Annotated in this window: 16 protein-coding genes and 1 other annotated feature; of the genes, 6 read left to right on the forward strand and 10 right to left on the reverse strand. The window is 55.7% G+C overall.

What is annotated here, in order from left to right; genetic code table 11:
- Positions 1–101 precede the first annotated feature (101 nt).
- A complete protein-coding gene (locus KUG85_RS09100; RefSeq protein ID WP_223004949.1) occupies positions 102–1220 on the reverse strand; it encodes a DegT/DnrJ/EryC1/StrS family aminotransferase in 1119 nt (372 codons plus the stop codon).
- A 242-nt stretch (positions 1221–1462) separates the two neighbouring features.
- On the opposite strand from KUG85_RS09100, the gene KUG85_RS09105 reads away from it, so the two are divergent.
- Complete coding sequence (locus tag KUG85_RS09105) at positions 1463–2737, forward strand: glycosyltransferase family 4 protein (RefSeq protein WP_223004950.1); 1275 nt, start codon at positions 1463–1465, stop codon at positions 2735–2737.
- A 97-nt stretch (positions 2738–2834) separates the two neighbouring features.
- On the opposite strand, the gene KUG85_RS09110 is transcribed toward KUG85_RS09105, so the two are convergent.
- The 4 genes from KUG85_RS09110 to KUG85_RS09125 form a co-directional block, all read right to left on the reverse strand.
- Positions 2835–3407 carry an acyltransferase gene (locus KUG85_RS09110; RefSeq protein WP_223004951.1) on the reverse strand — a complete coding sequence of 191 codons (573 nt, stop codon included), beginning with the start codon at positions 3405–3407 and terminating at the stop codon, positions 2835–2837.
- Positions 3408–3409: 2 nt separating this feature from the next.
- Complete coding sequence (locus tag KUG85_RS09115) at positions 3410–4399, reverse strand: Gfo/Idh/MocA family protein (RefSeq protein WP_223004952.1); 990 nt, start codon at positions 4397–4399, stop codon at positions 3410–3412.
- 84 nt (positions 4400–4483) lie between these two features.
- Positions 4484–5605: a glycosyltransferase family 4 protein gene (locus tag KUG85_RS09120; protein ID WP_223004953.1), complete on the reverse strand. Its 1122-nt coding sequence runs from the start codon at positions 5603–5605 to the stop codon at positions 4484–4486.
- A 52-nt stretch (positions 5606–5657) separates the two neighbouring features.
- Positions 5658–6956: a nucleotide sugar dehydrogenase gene (locus KUG85_RS09125; RefSeq protein WP_272491825.1), complete on the reverse strand. Its 1299-nt coding sequence runs from the start codon at positions 6954–6956 to the stop codon at positions 5658–5660.
- Between the two features lie 256 nt (positions 6957–7212).
- Here KUG85_RS09125 and KUG85_RS09130 point away from each other — a divergent pair, with 256 nt between their 5' ends.
- Positions 7213–9738: a glycosyltransferase family 4 protein gene (locus KUG85_RS09130; protein WP_223004954.1), complete on the forward strand. Its 2526-nt coding sequence runs from the start codon at positions 7213–7215 to the stop codon at positions 9736–9738.
- 356 nt (positions 9739–10094) lie between these two features.
- Here KUG85_RS09130 and KUG85_RS09135 read toward each other — a convergent pair.
- From KUG85_RS09135 to KUG85_RS09155, 5 genes are all read right to left on the reverse strand, one after another.
- A protein-coding gene (locus tag KUG85_RS09135; protein WP_223004289.1) for an IS3 family transposase occupies positions 10095–11323 on the reverse strand; the annotation gives its coding sequence in 2 pieces (ribosomal slippage) (positions 10095–11035 and positions 11035–11323; 1230 coding nt in all).
- Positions 10926–11042, reverse strand: a sequence feature (AL1L pseudoknot). It overlaps the preceding gene by 117 nt.
- Before the next feature lie 132 nt (positions 11324–11455).
- Positions 11456–12103, reverse strand: a complete 648-nt coding sequence (locus KUG85_RS09140; protein WP_223004955.1) for a LysE family translocator — start codon at positions 12101–12103, stop codon at positions 11456–11458.
- 120 nt (positions 12104–12223) lie between these two features.
- Complete coding sequence (locus KUG85_RS09145; protein ID WP_223004956.1) at positions 12224–13375, reverse strand: MFS transporter; 1152 nt, start codon at positions 13373–13375, stop codon at positions 12224–12226.
- A gap of 145 nt (positions 13376–13520) precedes the next feature.
- Complete coding sequence (locus tag KUG85_RS09150) at positions 13521–14528, reverse strand: hypothetical protein (protein WP_223004957.1); 1008 nt, start codon at positions 14526–14528, stop codon at positions 13521–13523.
- Between the two features lie 385 nt (positions 14529–14913).
- On the reverse strand, positions 14914–15807 hold the full coding sequence (locus KUG85_RS09155; RefSeq protein WP_223004958.1) for a LysR family transcriptional regulator: 894 nt from the start codon (positions 15805–15807) through the stop codon (positions 14914–14916).
- A 105-nt stretch (positions 15808–15912) separates the two neighbouring features.
- On the opposite strand from KUG85_RS09155, the gene KUG85_RS09160 reads away from it, so the two are divergent.
- The 4 genes from KUG85_RS09160 (at position 15913) to KUG85_RS09175 (ending at position 20763) form a co-directional block, all read left to right on the forward strand.
- Positions 15913–17229, forward strand: coding sequence for an NAD(P)/FAD-dependent oxidoreductase (locus KUG85_RS09160; RefSeq protein WP_223004959.1), 1317 nt, complete (start codon positions 15913–15915; stop codon positions 17227–17229).
- Positions 17226–18392, forward strand: a complete 1167-nt coding sequence (locus KUG85_RS09165) for an NAD(P)/FAD-dependent oxidoreductase (protein ID WP_223004960.1) — start codon at positions 17226–17228, stop codon at positions 18390–18392. The genes KUG85_RS09160 and KUG85_RS09165 overlap by 4 nt, the downstream gene beginning before the upstream one ends.
- Positions 18393–18465: 73 nt before the next feature.
- Entirely contained in the window at positions 18466–19179 is a 714-nt protein-coding gene (locus KUG85_RS09170) for an SDR family NAD(P)-dependent oxidoreductase (protein WP_255606322.1), read from the forward strand.
- 42 nt (positions 19180–19221) lie between these two features.
- On the forward strand, positions 19222–20763 hold the full coding sequence (locus KUG85_RS09175) for an ABC transporter substrate-binding protein (protein ID WP_223004961.1): 1542 nt from the start codon (positions 19222–19224) through the stop codon (positions 20761–20763).
- The last annotated feature ends 16 nt before the right edge of the window (positions 20764–20779 follow it).

Here is a 20779-nt window from a genome sequence, read left to right on the forward strand (position 1 = left end):
CGATTTTCCACCTTCTTTCAACTCCTATTTTACGTGCCTGCACAATTGAACTCAATCGTCAGACCGCTGGCGCCGTATCCGTCCTTTGAGCTAGTTATCCCTTAGCGCGTGACCGCTGCAATGATCTTTTCTTGCGTCTGTTCGTCAAGGTAGGCATGCATTGGAAGGCTGACTACGCGCGTTGCAATGTCTTCGCTCACAGGTAAGCCTTCCGGGTCAGCCGGAAAGGCTCGGTATGCTTTCTGTTGATGAAGGGGGAGAGGATAGTAGATTGCGGTCGGGACGCCGGCGTCCCGGGCTCGCGCTTGCAATGACGCGCGATCAGCTTCCGAAGCCATGGTCAGAGTATACTGTGCCCAAACGCTTTTCAGTCCGTCAGGGGTTTCTGGAACTGTAAAATCCGCGGACAAACCTGCGTTGTAGATCTCCGCAACTTTTTGACGGCTAACGATTTCTTCTGGATAAATCGCCAGCTTTTCAATCAGGATCGCAGCCTGAAGTGTATCAAGACGGCTGTTCATTCCAATACGTTCGTTGTCGTATTTGTGCTGCCCTTTGCCGTGTACGCGAAGAGATTCAATATGATCTGCTAAACTCTCATCGTCGGTGAACAGCGCGCCGCCGTCGCCATAACAACCAAGCGGTTTGGCCGGAAAAAAGGAGGTTGTTGTGATATCGGCAATCGAGCCAACCATGCGGCCTTTATACTGACCACCAAAGCCCTGCGCGCTATCACCAATGGTTGTCATGCCGTTTTCGCGAGCGATCTCGATGATTGAATCGTAGTCAGCAGGTAGCCCGAACAAATCCACGGGGATGACGCAGGCAGGTCTCAGCCCTTTCTCGCGTGCGAAAACAATGGCCCGTTTTAGACTCGCTGGATCCATGTTGAACGTATCGGGCAGGCAATCGACAAACACAGGCGTTGCGTTCACATATGGTACCACTTCGGCCGTCGCAGCAAAAGTGAATGACGGAACAAAGACGGCATCATTGGGGCCGACCTTTAGCGCCATTAGCGCCAGTTGCAGCGCGTCTGTGCCGTTCGCGCAGGTGAGGCAGTGCTTCGCACCACAAAAGTCTGCCAGTTTGTCCTCAAGTTCCTTAACCTGCGCGCCCATGATATAGGCGCCTTCGTCGAGAACGCGGGCAATAGCACTATCCAGCTTTGAACGGATGCGTGCCTGTTGGGCTGCGAGATCAATAAACGCTATGGGCATCTTGGGTGTTTCCCAGAAAGAGAGGGTTGGTGCACCGGTTTTGGCCTGGAGGTGCATTGGCTCAGAAGTGCGATCCGGTCGTGTTTAGCTTGCCAAAGCGATGACAGCAAGCCAAACAGTCGAACCTGGTTTAACCAGTGGAAGACGATGCGGCATATGCAGGCGGATTGCGTGTTGATGTTGGCTTTCGGTGATGCTTCTTTGGGCGGCAGGCGTTGTCACCAATCAGCGCTGGGACCAATTTGTCCGACGGGCTGGAAGGTATAGTTCCCTGTATGCATGTTTGGTATCTGAACCACTACGCCGGCGGCCCTGGCATCGGCAAGTTTATGCGCGCATATCACCTGGGCTGCGCGTGGGTTGCAGCCGGGCATGAAACCACTGTCTTTGTCGCACAATATCATCATCAACTGGAAAGCCACGCGGGTCTCGAGCCGGAGAACACCATCAACGGTGTTCGCTATGTCGCGTTGCCCGCCCGCCAATATGAAGGAAATGGCGTTGGCCGTCTCCTGAACATGGCGGACTACTGCTTCTCTGCGTTGCGATTGGCTTGGCGGCGGGATATCGATCCGCCTGATGTCGTCATCGTATCGTCACCCCATCCGTTCGCCGTGGTGCCAGCCTGGTGGCTGGCTCGCCGGCATCGGGCAAAGCTCGTTTTCGAGATACGGGATATCTGGCCACTGTCTGTTGTGGAAATAAACGGAACAAGTGCATGGCACCCATTCGTAATTGTATGCGGTATGGTGGAGCGCTTCGCTTACAGGGTTTCAGATCTTGTTGGATCTCTGCTTGCAGGGGCGCATGAACACATTCAGACAATGGTTCAAACGCCGCCCAGCTTTGTTTACGTGCCAAACGGGACAAACACTGGGAAATTTGTAGGCTCGAAACCCACAAGTACCTTCGGAGCCGAGGCATTTTCCAAGATCGAAGCCTGGCGTCGGGAAGGGCGCTTGATAGTAATACACCCTGGGGCTCAGGGGGCCCCCAACGCGCTTGATCGTCTTCTGAACGCGATTTCATTTCTTAAAGAGCAGGGGGTATCGGAGGAACTGGGCGTAATGCTCGTCGGTGAAGGCAGGGAGACCAGCAAGCTCAAGGCTTTTGCCGACGAAAGGGCGCTGGACAACGTCGTCTTTTGTCCGACCGTTCCATATGAGGAGGCGGTTTGGCTGATCAGACATTCAGACGTTGGATATGCCGGTGCGAGGGATACCCCGAGTGTCTATAGATACGGAATCAGTTTCAACAAGATCATGGATTTCATGCAGGCGGCATTGCCGATTATATTGCCGATCAATGCATCATACAATCCTGTTTCTGAAGCTCAGTGCGGTGTCGTTACGGGGAGTGATCGGGCCCGTGACATTGCTGATGCTATTTTGTCGCTGAAAGCTCTGACACCTGCCCAGCGAGCCGAAATGGGAGAGCGTGGACGCAGATATGCTGCTAAGATTCATGATTACGACCGGATCGCATCAAACTACATCGAAGCCATTGAACGCGCCTGAGATGTGATTGCTATATGATGGCCCGCCCGCAGGATAGAAGCGGCTCCACTTGTATCCTGTCCCCTGGCGAACAGGCGCTCGAGAGGCCCACACCGCGCTACGAGATGCGCTTCAACGTATTCTCATCGATCTGCTGGTAGTGTTCTCCGGTTCTGGCGCAAATGAGATCCTCATCCAGAATTTCTCCGGCACGAGACACCCATCCGATACGGCGGGCCGGGACACCGGCCATCAAAGCATACGCTGGAACAGGCTTTGTCACCACTGCCCCGGCGGCGACAAGGCAGTACTCACCCAGTTCGTTCCCGCATACGATAGTGGCGTTCGCACCGATCGTGGCCCCGCGTCTCACAGTTGTCTGACGGAATTCATCCTTTCGCGCGACCACTGCCCGAGGATTTAAGACGTTGGTGAAGACGCAGGAGGGACCACAGAAAACATCATCCTCCAACACAACGCCCTTATAAAGCGAGACGTTGTTTTGGATTTTGCAGTTGTTTCCTACAGAAACCTCGGGCCCGATCATGACATTCTGTCCGATCGAGCAGGCTGAACCGATCTGGCTGCCGGTAAGGATATGGCAAAAATGCCATACTTTGGTTCCCCGGCCCAAGACAACGCCATCATCTATGTAGGAGCTTTCGTGAACAAAGAAAGCAGTATCAGTCATCCTCAGAGCCCTCGTGATTGCTGAAACTCAAGATTTCTCTGGAGTGCGCTTTCCGCTCGCTCGAGAACGGTTAGAACACGCAGCCCCTCGTCTCCGTCTGTTCTGGGCCTCTGTTTCCCATCGATGCATTGAGCGAAATGCAGACATTCGCTCTTTAGAGGCTCTGCTGGTTCCACCTCTACCGTTTCGGCATCCGCTTTCTGCGGAATCGGGACGGGACCGCTTGTGTCGAAACTGTGCCGATAGAGTTTCAGTTTCTCCGACCAGTTGGGATTGCTGTCTTCGAATACCGCCATGGCTTTGTTGCCGATTACCGTGAGGCGCTGTTCCTTGAATGGGTGCATCCAGCAGGTTTGAATATGGGCACTGCCCCCGCTTGGAAAATGCATCTGAGCGGTCACAATATCCGCGATACCGTGGGTAAAGGAGGTATTCCCCTGTGCGCTCACATGGGAGGGCTCTTCGTTGAAAATGCCAAGCAGCATCGAAATATCGTGCGGGGCAAAGGACCAAAGAACGTTCTCTTCTATGCGAAATTTTCCGAGCGACATGCGATTGGAGTACGCGTATAGAATTCGACCCAATGCACCGTCTTCCACGAGCTCTCTCAGTTTGCGGTAGATTGGGTGATACTGAAGGAGATGACCGACCATCAGAACAAGCCCTTTTTCTTCTGCAAGGGCACATAATGCGCGAGCATCGTCGGCTTTCAATGCAAGTGGTTTCTCTACGAAAACATGCTTTCCCGCTTGAAGGGCCGCCGCTGCATGATCGAAGTGCATTTCTGCAGGAGATGCGATCGACAGCCCGTCTATACCCGGATCAGCAAGGACTTCATCCAAAGACGCCGCGGTCACGCCAAGCGTGCCGGCCGCGTTCTGGGCAGCTCCCGGATCGGGGTCGATAACAGCCTTAAGAAAGCCGAGCTCAGCAAGGTTGCGGGCGATGTTCTTGCCCCAGTAACCGTAGCCCATGTGAGCAATCGATGGCATAAGCGCTCCTGTATTAGATTAGAGAAGAATGTGTCAAGAATTAAGTGAGTAAATTAAAAATATTAATTCGAAAAATTCATAATTTTAATTAACTTTATTAGATTTTATCGCCTTTGATGTTATTGATTCATAGTAATTCATAAGTTTATCTTCCTCTGTTTTCCAATTGTATATGGTTTCAACGGCTTGGCGACCGTTGGCACCCATTCGACGCGCCTCCTCCGGGTGTTCGATAAAGTAATTCATCGCCCGAGCAATTTCCTCGGGTGAGTGGGGATCGACGCAAATTCCACAATCGTTTTGGTTGACTATATGCCGCCACAGAGGAAAATCAGACGCAATAACCGGTATTCCGGCCGCCATGTACTCAAACATTTTCACTGGGAGGGCGTGCAGGTAGCTTGGCGTGGGATGCAGAGTAACCAAGCCTGCGGTGGAATGACTGAGCAACTCCCGCACGTCTTCCCTTTCGAGGAAGCCATGTACCTTTATGCGCCCTCCGCTATGAATTTCACGACGCAGGCTTTCATCACCAATTGGCCCCGCGATGTTTATCGTGATATTCGATTTTACAAGTTGGCTAGCATTCACGATTTCTCTAAAACCGCGCGTCAGGCTAATTGACCCGATATAGGAAATTTGAGCTTCTCTTTGCGTTACTGAATTATCAACGCTGCCGAACTCATCCAGGATGGGAAAGTTGTTTACATCGATGCTTTCGATATTCTGCTTGAGAAACGTGTCGCGGATATGAGGAGTGGCGGAGACTACCCCATCCAACCGTCTGCAGAAGTGATACTGCAACTTGGCAGCCAGAGCGGCAACAGGTATGCGCATTCGATGATTTAGGTATGGTTTGGACAGAATCTGGCTCGGCAAATCCTCATGTGCATCATATATCACCTTGCCGATCCTTTTAAGCTGAGAAGCATACGGCAGGAGTTCCGGATCGTGAAGATGATAGACGTCACAGTTCAGGTCTGCGGCCCGGCTGACGACGCGCCTCGCGGCTCCAGTCATCCGTCTGAGCCTACTTGAAGCCGAACCAACATCCACGATCTCCACACCACCCACACAGGCAGGGCCCTGCCCATCCGCGACGATGAGCACAACGTCATGGCCGCGTTTTGCAAAGCTGCCACACTCCTTCAGGAAGATACGCGCGTCGAAGCGCGGATGAGCAGATGTCAGATGTGCAATCCTCATCGCTGTCTTTCTGTGCCGACTGCGAACCGGCTTCTACGCTTCCAAAGCAGCGCTACGCTTTTACAACCTTGGTGTTGATGCCCCGATATTTCCCTCTTGTATCAATGATGAGCGGTGCATGCTCCAGGATTAGATCATAGTCGAATGCTGAATGGTCGGTCAGCAGCACCACGCAATCGTAGGCAGACAGGGTCTCGGGTGTCAGATCCACTGACGAAAGATCAAAGCTGTGCTCGCGCATCTTCGGGAAGGTAGGAGCGTGAGGGTCAGAGTATTCGACCAGGACCCCTTTTTCTCGAAGCAGTTCCATCACCATGATTGACGGAGATTCTCTAACGTCATCAACATCCTTCTTATAAGCGATACCCAGCGCGAGAACGCGCGCTCCGTTCAGAGATTTCTGGTGGTCGTTCAAGGCGTCGGCCACCTTCCCAACCACCCAGCGTGGCATATTGCGGTTGGTATCGCCTGCCAATTCGATGAAGTGCGTATTGAGGCCGTACTCGCGTGCTTTCCAAGTTAGATAGAATGGATCGATCGGTATGCAGTGTCCCCCGAGGCCTGGACCAGGATAATAGGGCGTAAAGCCGAACGGTTTGGTAGCGGCCGCATCAATAACCTCATAAATGTCGATCGACATCCTGTCGGCTATGGTTTTCATCTCATTCACCAAGCCAATGTTTACCGCCCGGTGAATATTCTCCAGGAGTTTCACCAACTCAGACGCCTGGGTGGATGTGACAGGAACAACCCTATCCACCGCATGTGCGTAGAGAAGCTCTCCTACTTTCAGGCATTCAACTGAGGAGCCCCCCACAACCTTGGGTATGGTTCGCGTGGTGAAATCAGGGTTTCCAGGATCCTCGCGCTCGGGGGAGTAAACGAGATAGATGTCGCGGCCGACTTCAAAGCCACGGTCAGTCAGATAGGGTTTCAGAACCTCTTCAGTTGTGCCAGGCCAGGTTGTGCTTTCCAGCGAAACCACTTGCTGTTTCCGCAGATAGGGACTGATTGCATCCATCGTTCCGGTAATGAAAGACAGGTCCGGCTCGCGGTGCTTGCTCAGCGGTGTAGGAACGCAGATGATGATCGCGTCGACCTCGCCGATACGGGAAAAATCCGCGGTGGCTTCGAAGCCATGCTCCGTAATCCGTCTGATGTCGTTTGACGAGATGTGCTCAATCGGGCTTTTTCCGGAATTCAGCGTATCGACACGTTGATCATCTATGTCGAAACCAAGAACATGAAAGCCGACCTCGCTAAAGCGTAGCGCCAAGGGAATTCCAACATAGCCTAGGCCAATAATGCCGATGTGCGCACTTTTAGCTTGCAGCTTCTCGATAAGGGTCATGAGGTAATCCGAGATTTGTGAATCTAAGGGCGTTCTAACTTTAGACTGCGACGAGTTTCAAGCTGAGGTTTTGCGCTTTGAAGACCGCGTCATGCCTATCAAGAAGTCTGGAGATGAGCCTTGGGTATATGCAGGTGTTTAGTGGTTGGCGCCGTTTTCTGCGTGTAGGTTCGTTGGGGTTTGTGATTCGCCGTTTCATAGCTGCTGAACTAGGACGACTATGCGTGTTCGCAGTACACTAAAGGGGTTTTGACCGATGTCGCGCAAAGGAATGATGGTCGTTTTCAACGGTATCAAGAATGACAATCGAGTGTTGAAGATGGCAGCTGCAATGCGCCGAGTCTATCCCGATTTTGTGCTGATTGGCATGAAAAAGGGGCGCCTCCGGGACGAAGCGCCGGAAGAGACATTTATTCACGGGATGCGTTGTGTCCTCTTTCCCCATCGCAGCCGGACCGATCTTGTCAGAGAGGCTGGAGAAAGCGATTTGGATTTCGCTATACGCAAGCGCCGCTACGGCTTGCAGCGTTTTCGAGAAGAGGTGAGCGCGTTCACCCGGCAGTTTCGACCCAGTTGTATCCATACTCACGACATGTTCATGTTGCCGGTGGGGCATGACATCAAGCGGTTCGCCGAAGATGAGGGTGGCTGGCCACTTACTTGGATACACGATGTCCACGAGTTCGTTGCAGGATGTAGCCACATTGATGCACATATTCGCAACGCCGCGCTCGATTTTGAACGCGAGATGATTGCCGATGCCGACCACGTCATTACCGTGACCGAAGAGCTTAAGGATGAGCTCGAAAGCACCTACGCGTTCAGGCGGCCCGTTACGGTTATCTTCAACTCTCCGGCGATGCGGCCGACAACGCCGGCGCCCATGGGAAGACTGCGTAGCATGATTGACGTTCCGCAGGCTCCTATTGCCGTCTATGCGGGAAATGTGAAGCCAATGCGTGGCATCGAACGCATGATCCCCGTTCTGCAAAAAATGCCCGACCTTCACTTCGTGCTATTGACCGAGAATAGGGGGGAGTTCGTGGCAGCGCTGAAAGAAAAGGCTTCAAAAGCAGGTGTATCTGGGCGCATGCATTGGCTGCCCTATGTTGCGCCCACTCAGGTATCGCGCTTCGTTGCCGAGGCTGATCTCGGAGTAATCCCGATCGAGAACTACGGCAATGCCGAAATGTCGCTGCCCAACAAGCTCTTTGACTATGTTTTTGCGGGGCTGCCCGTCGTTTCGCACAAGCTACGCGCGCTCACAACGTTCTTCGAACGTTTTTCACTAGGGCAGGTCGTCGACTTTGATAATCCCGACCTAGTGGTTGAGGCGATTGAGGCAACGCTGGCGAGCCGGGTTGATAATTTGGAGCGATTTAGAAAAGACCAAGATGAAGCAATCGAGATATACGCGTGGGAAGGGCAGGAGGCCAAGCTGGTGTCCCTCTATATGCGTGTCGAGGGGATTGAAGGGGAGGTCGCCAACCCATTGCAAAACGATGAAAAAAAGGCTGGCGAGATTCGGGTTCTTCATGGACTGTTCGGATCCGCCGGACAACCCTCTATCCTTGCGGATGCGCTAAATAACATTGACGGAATCAGCGCTCGAAGCTTCTCGGTTTTTCCTTCGAAGTATGGCTACCGCTCAGATATTTATTATCCGGTTTTAAATAAAAAACCTGAAAATATGCTTGGCGCTTTCCATTCTGTTGAAAAAAAGTTTGATGTATTCCATCTTCATGGCTGGGGATTTTTCTACAACAATAAGAATACGTCTTTTCCATCTGGATACGATATTCTCCTTCTCAGAGCCTCTGGGAAAAAGGTTTATGTTCATTTCAGAGGTAGTGAGGTAAGGATCCAGTCAGAGTTTAGAAAATTGAGCCCTTATCACTACGTCGATGATGATGAAGATTTGACGATCTCGAATTTTCCGGAAGTGGAAAAGAGAAAATATATAAATTTTGTTTCTGCTGTAGCGGATGGTGTTTTTGTGACGGATCCTGAGTTGCAGAGTTATGTGCCTGGCGCGAAAATAATTGAACGCGCGATCGATCTTGAAAGTTGGTCTTTTGTGGGGGTGCGTGCCGATGTCGAGCGCCCGCTTGTTGTTCATGCTCCTTCAAGGCGAGGCGTCAAGGGAACTCGCATTATATTGGACGCGGTAGAGCGTCTGAGGGCGCAAGGTCTCTGCTTTGATTTCAGGCTTGTTGAGGGGGTGTCGAACGAGGAGGCTCGAAAGGTCTACGAGCGTGCGGATATTGTTATTGATCAACTCCGGATTGGTTGGTACGGTGTCCTTGCTGTTGAAGCGATGGCGTTGGGGAAGCCTGTTATCTGTTATATCCGGGATGATCTTAGGCATCATTTGGGGAGTGTTCCGCCATTGGCTGTTGCCTCCCCGGATGATGTCGCCGAAGTTCTCGCTGATTTGATTAAGGACAATATGCGTCGAGTTGATTTAAGTTATCGTGCCAGAAGGTATTGTGAGGAAAATCACGATTCGAAGAAAATCGCCGAAAAGCTGTTTGATATATATTCCAAGCCTGGAAGGTGCATAGATACCGATTTTGTCTCGAATGTAATGGTGAGTGATTCTAGATTCGGAATTGATAAAAGTGTAAAAATATATAGAAAATCAGATAATTTTATTAATTTTGATATGGTTTTTTCGTATTTCACCAGGATAGGACAGGAGGGTTTTTTTCGCGCAACAAAGCTTGCAGTAAGGAGGCTTATTTATATAATTAAAGCTAGATTCTATAGTAAATATGTTTAATTTAATAGTTTTATTTCGAGGCGTGTGTTTATTTTCAAAATGAGCAGTGTCGCGGAAGTTTGGACAGATGGCATTTTTTCTTTTCTCTCGCCGGATATTGTTGTCTCGGGTCGAACTTCCTTGAAGTGGCGGGAATGCGTTCAAGGGATGTTGCTTACTCGGTGGGTGAGGCAACCAATCGGCGTGAGGTGTTTACATGTGGGGCTTGGCGGAATGACGGCTTTGCAACTTGTTCCGCTAACCAGTCTTGGGCCCTCTTGCTTTATAGGTTCGGTAAGCTCGACCGAACCTCTCGAGATCGGGGTTGAGCTCGCCAGTGAACCGCGCCGGGTTTGCCGGAGGCCATTTGGTTTAAGTTATGCGGCCACGGCCGTTTGATCGAGCATGGCGTAATATTGTTCCTCAGCTTCAGCCGGAGGGATGTTTCCTATGGGCTCCAGCAAGCGCCGGTGATTGAACCAGTCGACCCATTCGAGTGTTGCGAACTCGACGGCTTCGAAGCTTCGCCACGGCCCGCGCCGATGAATGACCTCGACCTTGAAGAGACCGTTGATCGTTTCGGCGAGGGCATTGTCATAAGAATCACCGACGCTGCCGACCGACGGTTCGATCCCGGCCTCGGCCAGTCGCTCGGAATAGCGAATGGACACGTATTGAACTCCCCTGTCGGAGTGGTGCACGAGGCCGCCGCCGTAGGCGGGACGCCGATCATGAAGCGCTTGCTCCAGGGCATCGAGAACGAAGGTCGCATGCGCCGTCCGGCTGACGCGCCAGCCGACGATACGCCGGGCAAATGCGTCGATGACGAAGGCGACGTAGACGAAGCCCTGCCAGGTGGCCACGTACGTGAAGTCCGAAACCCAGAGCCTGTTCGGCGCCGGTGCCTTGAATTGGCGGTTCACACGGTCGAGCGGACTGGGGGCCGACTTGTCCGGGAACGTCGTTTTGACCGGCTTGCCACGAATGATCCCCTGAAGCCCCATAGCCCTCATAAGCCGTGCCACCGTGCAGCGGGCAACATCGAAACCCTCCCGCTGCAATTGCCGCCAGACCTTGCGCACACCATAGACCCGGAAGTTCTCCTCAAAGACACGGCGTATCTCGATCTTCAGAGCGATATCGCGGCGAGCGCGGGACGACAGACGATCCACGTCCACCCGCTTGGTGATATTCTCGTAATAAGTCGACGGGGCAATTGGCAGAACTCTGCAAATCGGCTCGACCCCGAACACCGGGCGATGTTCATCGATGAAGGAAATCATCGCTTCAATGGGCGGTCGAGCTCCGCCTGGGCAAAATATGCTGACGCCTTGCGCAGGACCTCGTTGGCCTGACGAAGCTCACGGTTCTCCCGCTCCAGGGCCTTCATCTTCTCGGTCATCTCCGTCGGGATGCCGGCCCGCGCACCACTATCAACCTCGGATCTCTTGACCCATTCGTTCAGCGTGTGCGCAGAGCAGCCGATCTTCGCCGCAATCGATACGATCGCCTGCCAGCGAGACCCGTGCTGGCCTTCATTGTCCAGCACAAGGCGAACCGCCCGCTCGCGGACTTCAGGGGAAAACTTGTTCGTCGTTTTGCTCATCGTGCTCCATCCTACTCAGGAGTTGGAGCCTCCGGCAAACCCGGCGCGGTTCACCTCGATGGGCGGTGCAGTTTTTAAGGACCAGAACAGGCCAACGCAGCCCACCCCGATAACCACCGCCGTTCAGCAATTTCAAGCGGCCTTGGCAGTCAGTATCTTGATGGCTGCTGCACCGAACAGGAAACCCAGCGCGGCATCGAAAGGGCGACGGAACGACATGTAAAACCTCGACGCCGCCATTGTCGAAAACAGAAATGCGTAGCCGACAAAGACGATCATCGCCATGAAGGCGCAAAGCAGCACGGTCAGCATCAGGAGCGGCAGGGGAGCGGTGTTTCCCATGCCGACAGAAAGTGTCGCCAGCCAGACCAGCGGTGCCTTTGGATTGGTGAGATGTATCAGCAGGCCCTGGACGAAGCATCGGCGGATGCTGACCGGCTGCATCGCCTGAACCTGTTGCGGCTTTTCTCTAGCCATGGCCGAGCGCCAGGATTTGAACGCCAGGTAAAGGAGGTAGCCGCCGCCGGCCAGCTTCATGGCGGTAAAGAGTTCCGCAGATGCCTTTATGGCGGCGACAAAACCGAATGCGGCAAAGCATCCCCAGAACATTGAACCGGTTACGACGCCGAGCGACAGAGCCACAGCCGACGGGCGCCCCCGTGACATCGCCGTTCCCATGATCATGAGGGTTGCAGGGCCGGGGCTCGCAACGCCGATGGTGAAAATCGAAAGTATCAGAGCCAGACCTGGCAGATACTGTGTCCAAAGATCGACCGTCACCGCAACCCTCCCTTGCAGGCTTCAAGGATGAAGGTGGCATCGGTATCACGCCAGAGCGCGTGATGCCACGTTCGTGGTGCAATCGTGCGCAACTCTGCCAGTTGCGGCGGGCATGGGTTTTCAATTCCATCCTGCCCGGGCACAGAGGCCCAGCATCACGGCGCCGGCGACCGATAGCACCACACCCCATGAGACATAGTAGAGGATTGCATCTTCGCTGCCGATGACTGTGGGCGATATGTAGATTGCCATGCCCAGCAGGCTGACCACCATCGAGGTGGCTGCCCGCACACGGCCGATTTCCTCGTTTTTCGCCAGAATCAGTATTCGACCGTCACATATGGCTCTTCCCCATGCGAACATTCCGCCGAGGATCGCATAGATTGCGACCAGCAATGGGAGGCTTCTCGAGCTGGCGAAAGCCACCATGGCGACCCCGGCCATGATGAGAATCACAAGCTCCCGGCGATGGGCGCCGGACAATCTGGTCCGCACCGCCGCAGTCGCCAGGGCCGCTCCGCCTCCGGCCGCCCAAGCCATCTCCAGAAGGCCATAAACATCGCTGCCCTGTTGCAGGCTGTCCCTGACAAAACCCGGAACGAGGACATTTGCCATCTGGGACGCAGAAAAAAGCAGCCCTATGGTCAGGATGGTGAAGGCGAGCCGGGGCTGCCCGAGGATAGACCTCAGCCCTCCCTTCCATGCAGAGATGACGTGCCCTGGCGGCTTTGAAGGCGCGTTCTGGTAGTCAGCGAAGAAGAGACTGATTATGACGAACTGAACCATCATCAGCACTGCCATCAACAGCACCGGCCAGACCGCCGGAAGGTGATGGAGCGAGACGCCCCCAAGGCCCGTCCCGCATAGAATGCCAAGCTGACGGCAAATCGAGACGCGGATAGCGAGCTTCATACGCTGTTGTTCATCGACCGCCAGTTGGACAATGCCATCCAGCGCGCCGGCATTGAGGACCGTCCCCAGCGAAAAGAGAACCGCATAGGCAAACAGCCAGGGGGCGGCTGACGTGCCCAGTGTAGCGACGACCAGCGCGCAGACCCCCAGAATCCTCAGAGACTGCCCCTGCCGGATGATCAAAAGCCGGTTTTTCCGGTCGGTGACCACGCCGGCATAAATGGAGAAAACGAGCGCGGTGGTGCTGCTGGCGAAAAACAGCTGCCCGACCAGGAACACCGATCCCTCGACTGCCGCGATCCATGAGGTGACAACGAGGCTGAGGCCAATGGTTGTAAAGGAAGCCAGAGAGAATGCCATGACGGCAAACTCGATCGTCGCTCGATTACGGAGATGCCGGGCAGGCAGGGTCGCAGGCGCCTGATCTGTCAAGTCGATTACTCCGCCAACACCGGTTTGCTTTTGCCGAGCGTGTCCTGACCGGCGAGTGAAGCGGCAACACAATCTACAGGAGGTGTCCCGTATGGAACGCTTCGGCCGAAACACTTCTTAGGTAGTTGCGGGTTTCTTCGTGCCCCTCGACAGGATCCTCAAATATATCCCGTGCGTGGAACCCGCTGGAATTGTTCAAAATGATCAACCGGCGCGACCTCTGCTCCACGGCATATCTGAATGGATTTTTGGCAATTGAGTTCTGAAATGCCTTCAGTGGCCAGGTGAAATCGGCATCTGCTCCATCTTTTCCCGTGAACTTTCCGTTCATGAACGTGACGATACTTCCATCAACGTCTTTCCTGAAAATTGCGGTTCTGACCCTGCGTTCAACAATTCTATCGATTTTGGAACCGGTCTCGCCGTACACAGCCGGCGTCAGTTCGAATGTGAAGTCGTCATCAAGGCCGATCCTAGCAAGGTGTTCTGGCAGTGCTTCGATGGAGGAGGTCGGAACCCAATAGAAGAAACCGCATTTCCGATAGTTGATGAAGGTGTTGTAGATCGCGATATAGCGGGGCACACCGAGCGACTTGCCGCAGATGAGCCCGTCTGAGTGGAAATCGAGAATATCGGTTGGTGAAATGTCTGGCAGGCCGGCTTTCCTGAGTGCTCTGCTGCTTTCGCAAGAGGCGCTGAACATCGTGAAAGGGGTGAGATTTTCGATATCTTTCGACGGCTTGATGAGCGCGGAGGTAGCGGCGATTGAGACGAGTGCGCCAGCAATCGCATCGTCGGTGACGTCTTCATAGACTGAAGGCACATCAACGACTGCTATACCGCACGCCTTGTGCGCGATCTGCGTCTCGATATCCACCACTGTGTCGGAAAATCTCGATCTGAACTGGCAACTCAAATGTTCGAGAACTCCGGCATTCTTTGTATCCCCGAGGGACTGCAACTGGCCGTCAACCTCCAGAACGTCATGGCAAAACTCGCGAACAAATTCCCTGTCCAGCGAAAATGAAGGAGCTTCTGTAGCGAGCGTGCTTTGGTGCATCCGTGCATCCTTGGTCGACATGAGCCTTTGAATTCGCGCGGCAGGAAGGGGCAAAACCGGCCCTCCCTGCCGGGCTGCTCAGATGGGCTGGCTGTCAGTGCACTCCGGGCGTGTAAGGCTGGGTTTCACGCCTTTTGCCAAACGCTTCACAGAAACTGCTACGACATGTGATGCACTGCTTCGATTTTCGGAAATGGTCATAAAATTCTCTTGGATATATATTACAATTATTGGAAATTTCATTGAAGAAGAAGATATACTCTTCAAATTCTCTTTAAGGTGGCTTCCATAAGCAGTCAATAATATATTGAATTTAAGTATTAATTTTTAAATGTTAATAATTATTTATAATTAAATTATTTTTTACGAATGTAATTAAGTCGTAGGAAATATTTTTCTGCACGATCTAGTGGCGATGAGCTTCGGCCAGCCGCTCGAAAATTTCCACCAGCGCCTCGCATTCCGGGCTTAACTTTTCGCCGAGCGGCTTGATGACGGAGTATTCGAAGCGTTCGTCGGCGATGAGCGGCCGGACGATGCCGCCCGCGCGCTCATGCTCTTCTGCGGTGAACGGATCAACCAGACCAATCCCCAGACCGCGCCGGACCAGCGCCGCGATGACGATTGACAGATAGCTGCGCATCTTCACAACCGGAGGCTTGCGCATTCGCGCGAAACGGCGGTCGAAATTTCGGCCTGTCATGGTTGAATCGACAAAACCCACAAAGTCGAGACCAGAGAGATCTTCTATATCAACTGCCGGCTTTTGCCCCAGGAAATGTCCAGCGGGCGCGATGAAGCGATAGGGGAGCGTTCCGGTCCTGACCACATCGATTTCGGACTTGTGCTGCGTCGGAATGCCGAACCCGATCTGACATTGCCTGAGCGCCACCTGGCGCACCACGGGCAATGTCGTCATGGAAAAGAACTCGGCCCTGAATTCTGGGCGCAACACGAGCAGCTCGGCCACCGCCTGCGGCAATGCGGCCTGAGCGAAAGCCGGCGCAGCCGCTATGCTCAGTGTCGCGCGCTGTCCTCGTTTGATTTGCTCCGCGGCGCGCTCGATATGCTTCAGTCCGGTAAAGCTGCGCTCCACCTCCAGCCAGAATTCGTGCGCTGCCGGTGTTGCGACGATGCGCCCGCCATGGCGTGTGAACAGGCGCAGGTCGAGCCGCTCTTCCAGCTCCCGGATCAGGCGGCTGACGGCGGGCTGGGAGACCAGCAACTCTTCCGCCGCGCCCGACACGCTGCCGGTCCGCATGACTTCCCGAAAAGCTTCCAGGGATCTCTGACTGAGCATTCTGCTATAAGATTTCCTGATAGGGATGGAATGAAACCTTATTTGCCTTATAGCCCCTCCAGCCGTTCACTGACAGGATAAATCCATCCGGCTCATGTGAGGGGCATGAACGTGAACGGAACCAGGGCCAAGGACGAGGCTGTCCCGTCTTCCTTTCCCCGCCAGACCGATGTGGTCATCATTGGCGGTGGCATTGTGGGGGTGACGGCGGCGATATATCTGGCAGAGCGCGGAATCCCGACGGTACTTTGCGAAAAGGGCCGGATTGCCGGCGAACAGTCCTCCCGAAACTGGGGCTGGATTCGCAAGACGGGCCGCGATCTGCGCGAGTTGCCGCTCATGATCGAAAGTGCGCGTCTCTGGGCGCGGCTCGCGCCGCAGCTTGGTACGGATATCGGCTATGGCGTTCGTGGCACCACATATCTGGCTGAAAACGAGGCGGAGTTTGCGCCTCATGAGGCCTGGCAGGAGGCGGCAAAGCCGTTTCAGCTCGACACCGTTCTCCTCTCCGCATCCCAGACCGACAGAATGCTGGGGCGAAGCGACCGCCGTTTCGCAGGCGCAATACACACCCCTTCGGATGCCACGGCGGAGCCCTGGCTCGCCGTTCCGGCCATGGCCCGCCATGCGGCGAAACTCGGTGTTACCATCATTGAGAACTGTGCAGTCCGGCTTGTCGAACGGGCGAATGGCTCGGTCACCGGGGTTGTGACCGAACATGGCGAGATCTCCTGCAGGGCGGCGATCCTGGCGGGCGGTGTCTGGTCGCGCACATTTCTGGAGAATCTCGGCCTGAATTTTCCTCAACTCGCCGTCAAGTCTTCGGTGTTGCGGACCACGCCGGCGCCGGAAATCGTGCCCGGCGGCCTTGGCGCCACGCGGGCTTCCGTGCGCAGGCGTCTGGATGGCGGCTATACGATCGCTCGCAGCGGTGCGGCCGAGTTTCAGCTTATCCCCGCCGCCTTTCGCCATTTTGGCGCTTTTCTCCCGGTCCTGCGTGATCGCTGGCGGATCATGACGATCAAGGCCGGACGCGATTTCTTTGGCCCGCTGGGGGCCGCTCGCTGGAATGCCGACGATGAAACGCCGTTCGAGCGGACGCGTGTTCTCGACCCAAAGCCCGATCCTCGTCTTCTGGCAAACGTTATGGAGGCGGCGAGGGGGTTGCATCCGCAGCTTGCCGATGCCCGACCTGCCGAAACATGGGGCGGTATGATCGACGTCATGCCCGACGAAATCCCGGTCGTCGACACGCCTTCGGGCTGGCAGGGGCTGCTGATCGCAACCGGGCTGTCCGGCCATGGTTTCGGCATTGGGCCGGGGGTTGGACTGCTGGCCGCGCAGATGACGGCCGGGGAAGTGCCTCTGGTCGACCCGGCACCCTTTGCGCTTTCCCGGTTTTCGAGGAGGGCCGCCGCATGAGCGCGCCTGACGTTCTGATCATCGGGGCGGGAATAACAGGTGCCGTGGCGGCGCTCGAGCTCACCGAGATGGGCGCAAAAGTGGAGGTGGTCGATCGATACGGACCGGCGGCCATGGCATCGGGCTGGACGCTGGCCGGCGTGCGTCAGTCGGGCCGCCATCCGGCCGAGTTGCCGCTGGCGCGTGACGCCGTAAAGCGCTGGCAGGAACTCGACCGTCGACTTGAGGCAAGGACCTCCTATCGACAGGAGGGCAACCTGCGTCTTGCGCGCACCGAGACTGAAATGGAGACGGTGAAGGCGCTGGTCGAGGACCAGAAGACGGCTGGGCTCGACATTTCCTTTCTGGCCGATGGTGGAGCGGCGCGTGAGATTGTGCCCGCCCTCTCTCAGGCTGTTCTGGCCGCCTCTTGGTGTCCGACGGACGGTCATGCCGATCCCGTTGCCACGGTAAATGCCTATCTGCGCCTGGCTGAGCGTCAGGGGGCAAAGATTTCCACTGGGGAAGGCGTGCGTCATCTGCAGGTGAATGGCGCGCGCGCGACTGGCGCCGTCACGGGAACAAGGACGATTTCCGCCGGCGCCATTTTGGCAGCGCCTGGCATCCTCACAAACACGCTTCTTGAACCGCTGGGATTGGCCATCCCGCTGCGCCGGCCCCTTGTCACGGTTCTGCGCAGTGCGGCCCTTCCCCCCATGCTTGCGCCGGTGCTGGGCGTGGCGAATGCGGATATGGCCGTGCGCCAGGAGGTCACCGGGCATCTGCGTGCCACCAGTGGTGCGGAGATTTGGCGGGGCGCACTCGATGAAACGGATGGCGGGCCGGTTGCCCGCACATCCATGGGCAGGATCATGGAGACGATCGCCAGAGTCTCGCACGTTCTGCCGGGGTTTGCCGAGGCCGAGATCGAAAATGTCTGGGGCGGCGTGCTCGATCTGACGCCCGACGCGCTGCCGGTCATCGATTATGTTCCAGGCGTGGACAATCTTGTGATTGCCGCGGGCTTTTCAGGTCATGGTTTCGGCATCGGGCCGACAACCGGCGCACTGGCGGCTCAACTCGTCATGGCAATGCCGCCAAAGCTGGATGTTTCCGCCTTCTGTTTCGAGCGCTTCTTGAAGAGCAAGCCGGGGCAGCAGGCCGCGCTGACATTGCATGGATGATTTTAGGGGGATGGCTTTAGGGATGAATTGGGGGAGGCGCGAATGACCGGGAAATGCATCATTGGAGGTAAAGGTGCTTGATCCAAAAGGGCGCGTCGTGATGGTGTCGGGTGCGAACCGGGGGATCGGCCGGGCGCTGGTCGAGACCCTGTACGCCAGGGGATATGCGGTCAGCGCGGGTGCTCGGGATGCTGCATCACTGGAGGCGACGTTTGCCGATCTTGCGGGCGACCGACTGCTTTGCGCGCGCTACGAAGCAAGCGATCGCCGGACACATGACGACTGGGTTGCTGCCACGCTCGGCAAGTTCGGCCGCCTCGACGCGCTGGTCAACAACGCAGGCACCTCCAACACGTTTTCAATCGAAGAAGGCGAGGAAACCGATCTCGATGCGCTCTGGACCATCAATGTTAAGGGGCCTCTCTTTCTTACCCGCGCCTGCCTGCCGCATCTCAAGGCGTCTGGAAGCGGGCGCATTGTCAATGTGGTCTCGCTTTCGGGAAAGCGGGTCCGCAATGAAAACATCGCCTACAACATGACGAAGCATGCCATGATGGCGCTGACGCACGGCACACGCCGCATCGGGTGGAAGCATGGCGTTCGCGCCACCGCACTCTGCCCCAGCTTCGTCGCAACCGATCTCACCGCCGGCGTCACCAAGGTGGCGCGCGAGGAGATGATCGAGCCCGGCGACCTCGCCGAGCTCGCTGCAACTGCCATCGCCCTCCCGAACACGGCGGCGATGGCTGAAATGCTGGTGAACTGCCGGCTCGAAGACACGCTTTAGGGAGCACGTCACGACAGATCGAAACGCGAAGAGGTGGAACCAATGAAAAGAACAATCGCGACAACATTAATAAGCCTGCTGATGGCAGGCAGTGCGCTCGCTGCGGGCGAGACGCTGAATATCGGCATGGGGAGTGCCGATGCCGGCAAGCTCGACCCGCATGTGGCCACGTCCACGCCAGACAAGGGGCTTCTGCACTGGATGTTCAACGGTCTGGTGCGCATCAAGCCCGGTGAGGCAAGCCCCGCCGATATCGAGCCCGACATTGCCGAAAGCTGGACGGCATCGGATGACGGGCTGACCTGGACCTTCAAGCTGCGCGAGGACGTTGAGTGTCACGGCGACTATGGTCCGCTCGACGCCGAGGACGTGGTCTATTCACTCAACCGCTCGGCAAATTCCGATGTTTCGGCTTTCGCCAAGGACTACAGCGCCTTCGACAGCGTTGAGGCGACCGGCGACCATGAGGTCACCATCAAGCTCAAGAACCCGGTTCCCAGCCTTCTGGGCATGCTTGTGCCCTATCACGGCGGCAACATCGTCTGTAAGGACGCGGTCGAGGCGCTGGGCGCCGATTTTGAGCGCACACCGATCGGCACCGGGCCCTTCATGTTCGAGGAATACCAGCCGCAGCAATATGTGAAGCTGGTGGCCAATCCCGAGTATTTCCGGGGCGAGCCCAAGATCAAGGAAATCTACTACCGTTACATCCCGTCTGATGCCTCGCGCGACCTGGCGTTCCAATCAGGCGAGATCGACATGATCTACGGCAAGCAGGACCAGACCTGGGTCGAGCGCATCTCGAAAATACCCGGTACGAAGGTTGCGGTGATGAAGCCCGGTGAAATGTCGGTCATTCATCTCAACATGACGATGCCGCCGCTTGACGATGTGCGCGTGCGTCGAGCCGTGGCGCATGCCATCAATCGCGATGCGATGGTGCAGTTCAAGGGGCCGGATGTGACGCTGGCGGCGATCTCGCCGGTGCCCGAGGGGTATCTCGGCTTTACCGACGATGTGCCGACCTATGAATACTCCATCGAAAAGGCGAAGGCCCTGCTCGCCGAGGCCGGTCATCCCGATGGCGTGACCATCAAGGCGATCCACACCACGCTGCCGGGCATGATCACGACGATGGAAGCCATTCAGGCCTTGCTGCGGGAAGCAGACATCAATCTCGAAATCGAGACGGTGGAGCATGCCACCTTTCATGAGCAGATCCGCAAGGACCTCAGTCAGGTGACCCACTACGCGGCAGCGCGTTTTCCGGTGGCCGACACCTATCTGTCGCAGTTCTTCCATTCCGACGCCATTGTCGGCACGCCAACGGCAGTGACCAATTTCTCGCATTGTGCGGTGGCCGATGACGAGATCACCGCGGCGCGTGTCGAAACGGATGCCGACAGGCAGCTCGAACTGTGGGCCGAGGCACAGCGTAAGATCATGGACGAGGTCTGCGCCGTCCCGATCGTGCAGAGCCTGCAGCTCTGGGCCTGGAAGGATACGCTCGATCTCGGTGTGGAGGTGAACGGCTCGCTCAATCTGAGCCCGCCGGTGACCGAAGCCGCCCACTTTACTGAATAGGGATCGGAATCGCGCC

The organism is Nitratireductor rhodophyticola, from assembly GCF_019891355.1.
GTDB classification, from domain to species: domain Bacteria; phylum Pseudomonadota; class Alphaproteobacteria; order Rhizobiales; family Rhizobiaceae; genus Nitratireductor; species Nitratireductor rhodophyticola.

Coding starts and splice junctions, on each gene's coding strand:
- KUG85_RS09130 (WP_223004954.1), top strand. CDS start 7,213: ATGTCGCGCAAAGGAATGATGGTCGTTTTCAACGGTATCAAGAATGAC.
- KUG85_RS09155 (WP_223004958.1), bottom strand. CDS start 15,807: ATGCTCAGTCAGAGATCCCTGGAAGCTTTTCGGGAAGTCATGCGGACC.
- KUG85_RS09175 (WP_223004961.1), top strand. CDS start 19,222: ATGAAAAGAACAATCGCGACAACATTAATAAGCCTGCTGATGGCAGGC.
- KUG85_RS09110 (WP_223004951.1), bottom strand. CDS start 3,407: ATGACTGATACTGCTTTCTTTGTTCACGAAAGCTCCTACATAGATGAT.
- KUG85_RS09165 (WP_223004960.1), top strand. CDS start 17,226: ATGAGCGCGCCTGACGTTCTGATCATCGGGGCGGGAATAACAGGTGCC.
- KUG85_RS09100 (WP_223004949.1), bottom strand. CDS start 1,220: ATGCCCATAGCGTTTATTGATCTCGCAGCCCAACAGGCACGCATCCGT.
- KUG85_RS09145 (WP_223004956.1), bottom strand. CDS start 13,375: ATGGCATTCTCTCTGGCTTCCTTTACAACCATTGGCCTCAGCCTCGTT.
- KUG85_RS09120 (WP_223004953.1), bottom strand. CDS start 5,605: ATGAGGATTGCACATCTGACATCTGCTCATCCGCGCTTCGACGCGCGT.
- KUG85_RS09160 (WP_223004959.1), top strand. CDS start 15,913: ATGAACGTGAACGGAACCAGGGCCAAGGACGAGGCTGTCCCGTCTTCC.
- KUG85_RS09115 (WP_223004952.1), bottom strand. CDS start 4,399: ATGCCATCGATTGCTCACATGGGCTACGGTTACTGGGGCAAGAACATC.
- KUG85_RS09150 (WP_223004957.1), bottom strand. CDS start 14,528: ATGTCGACCAAGGATGCACGGATGCACCAAAGCACGCTCGCTACAGAA.
- KUG85_RS09125 (WP_272491825.1), bottom strand. CDS start 6,956: ATGACCCTTATCGAGAAGCTGCAAGCTAAAAGTGCGCACATCGGCATT.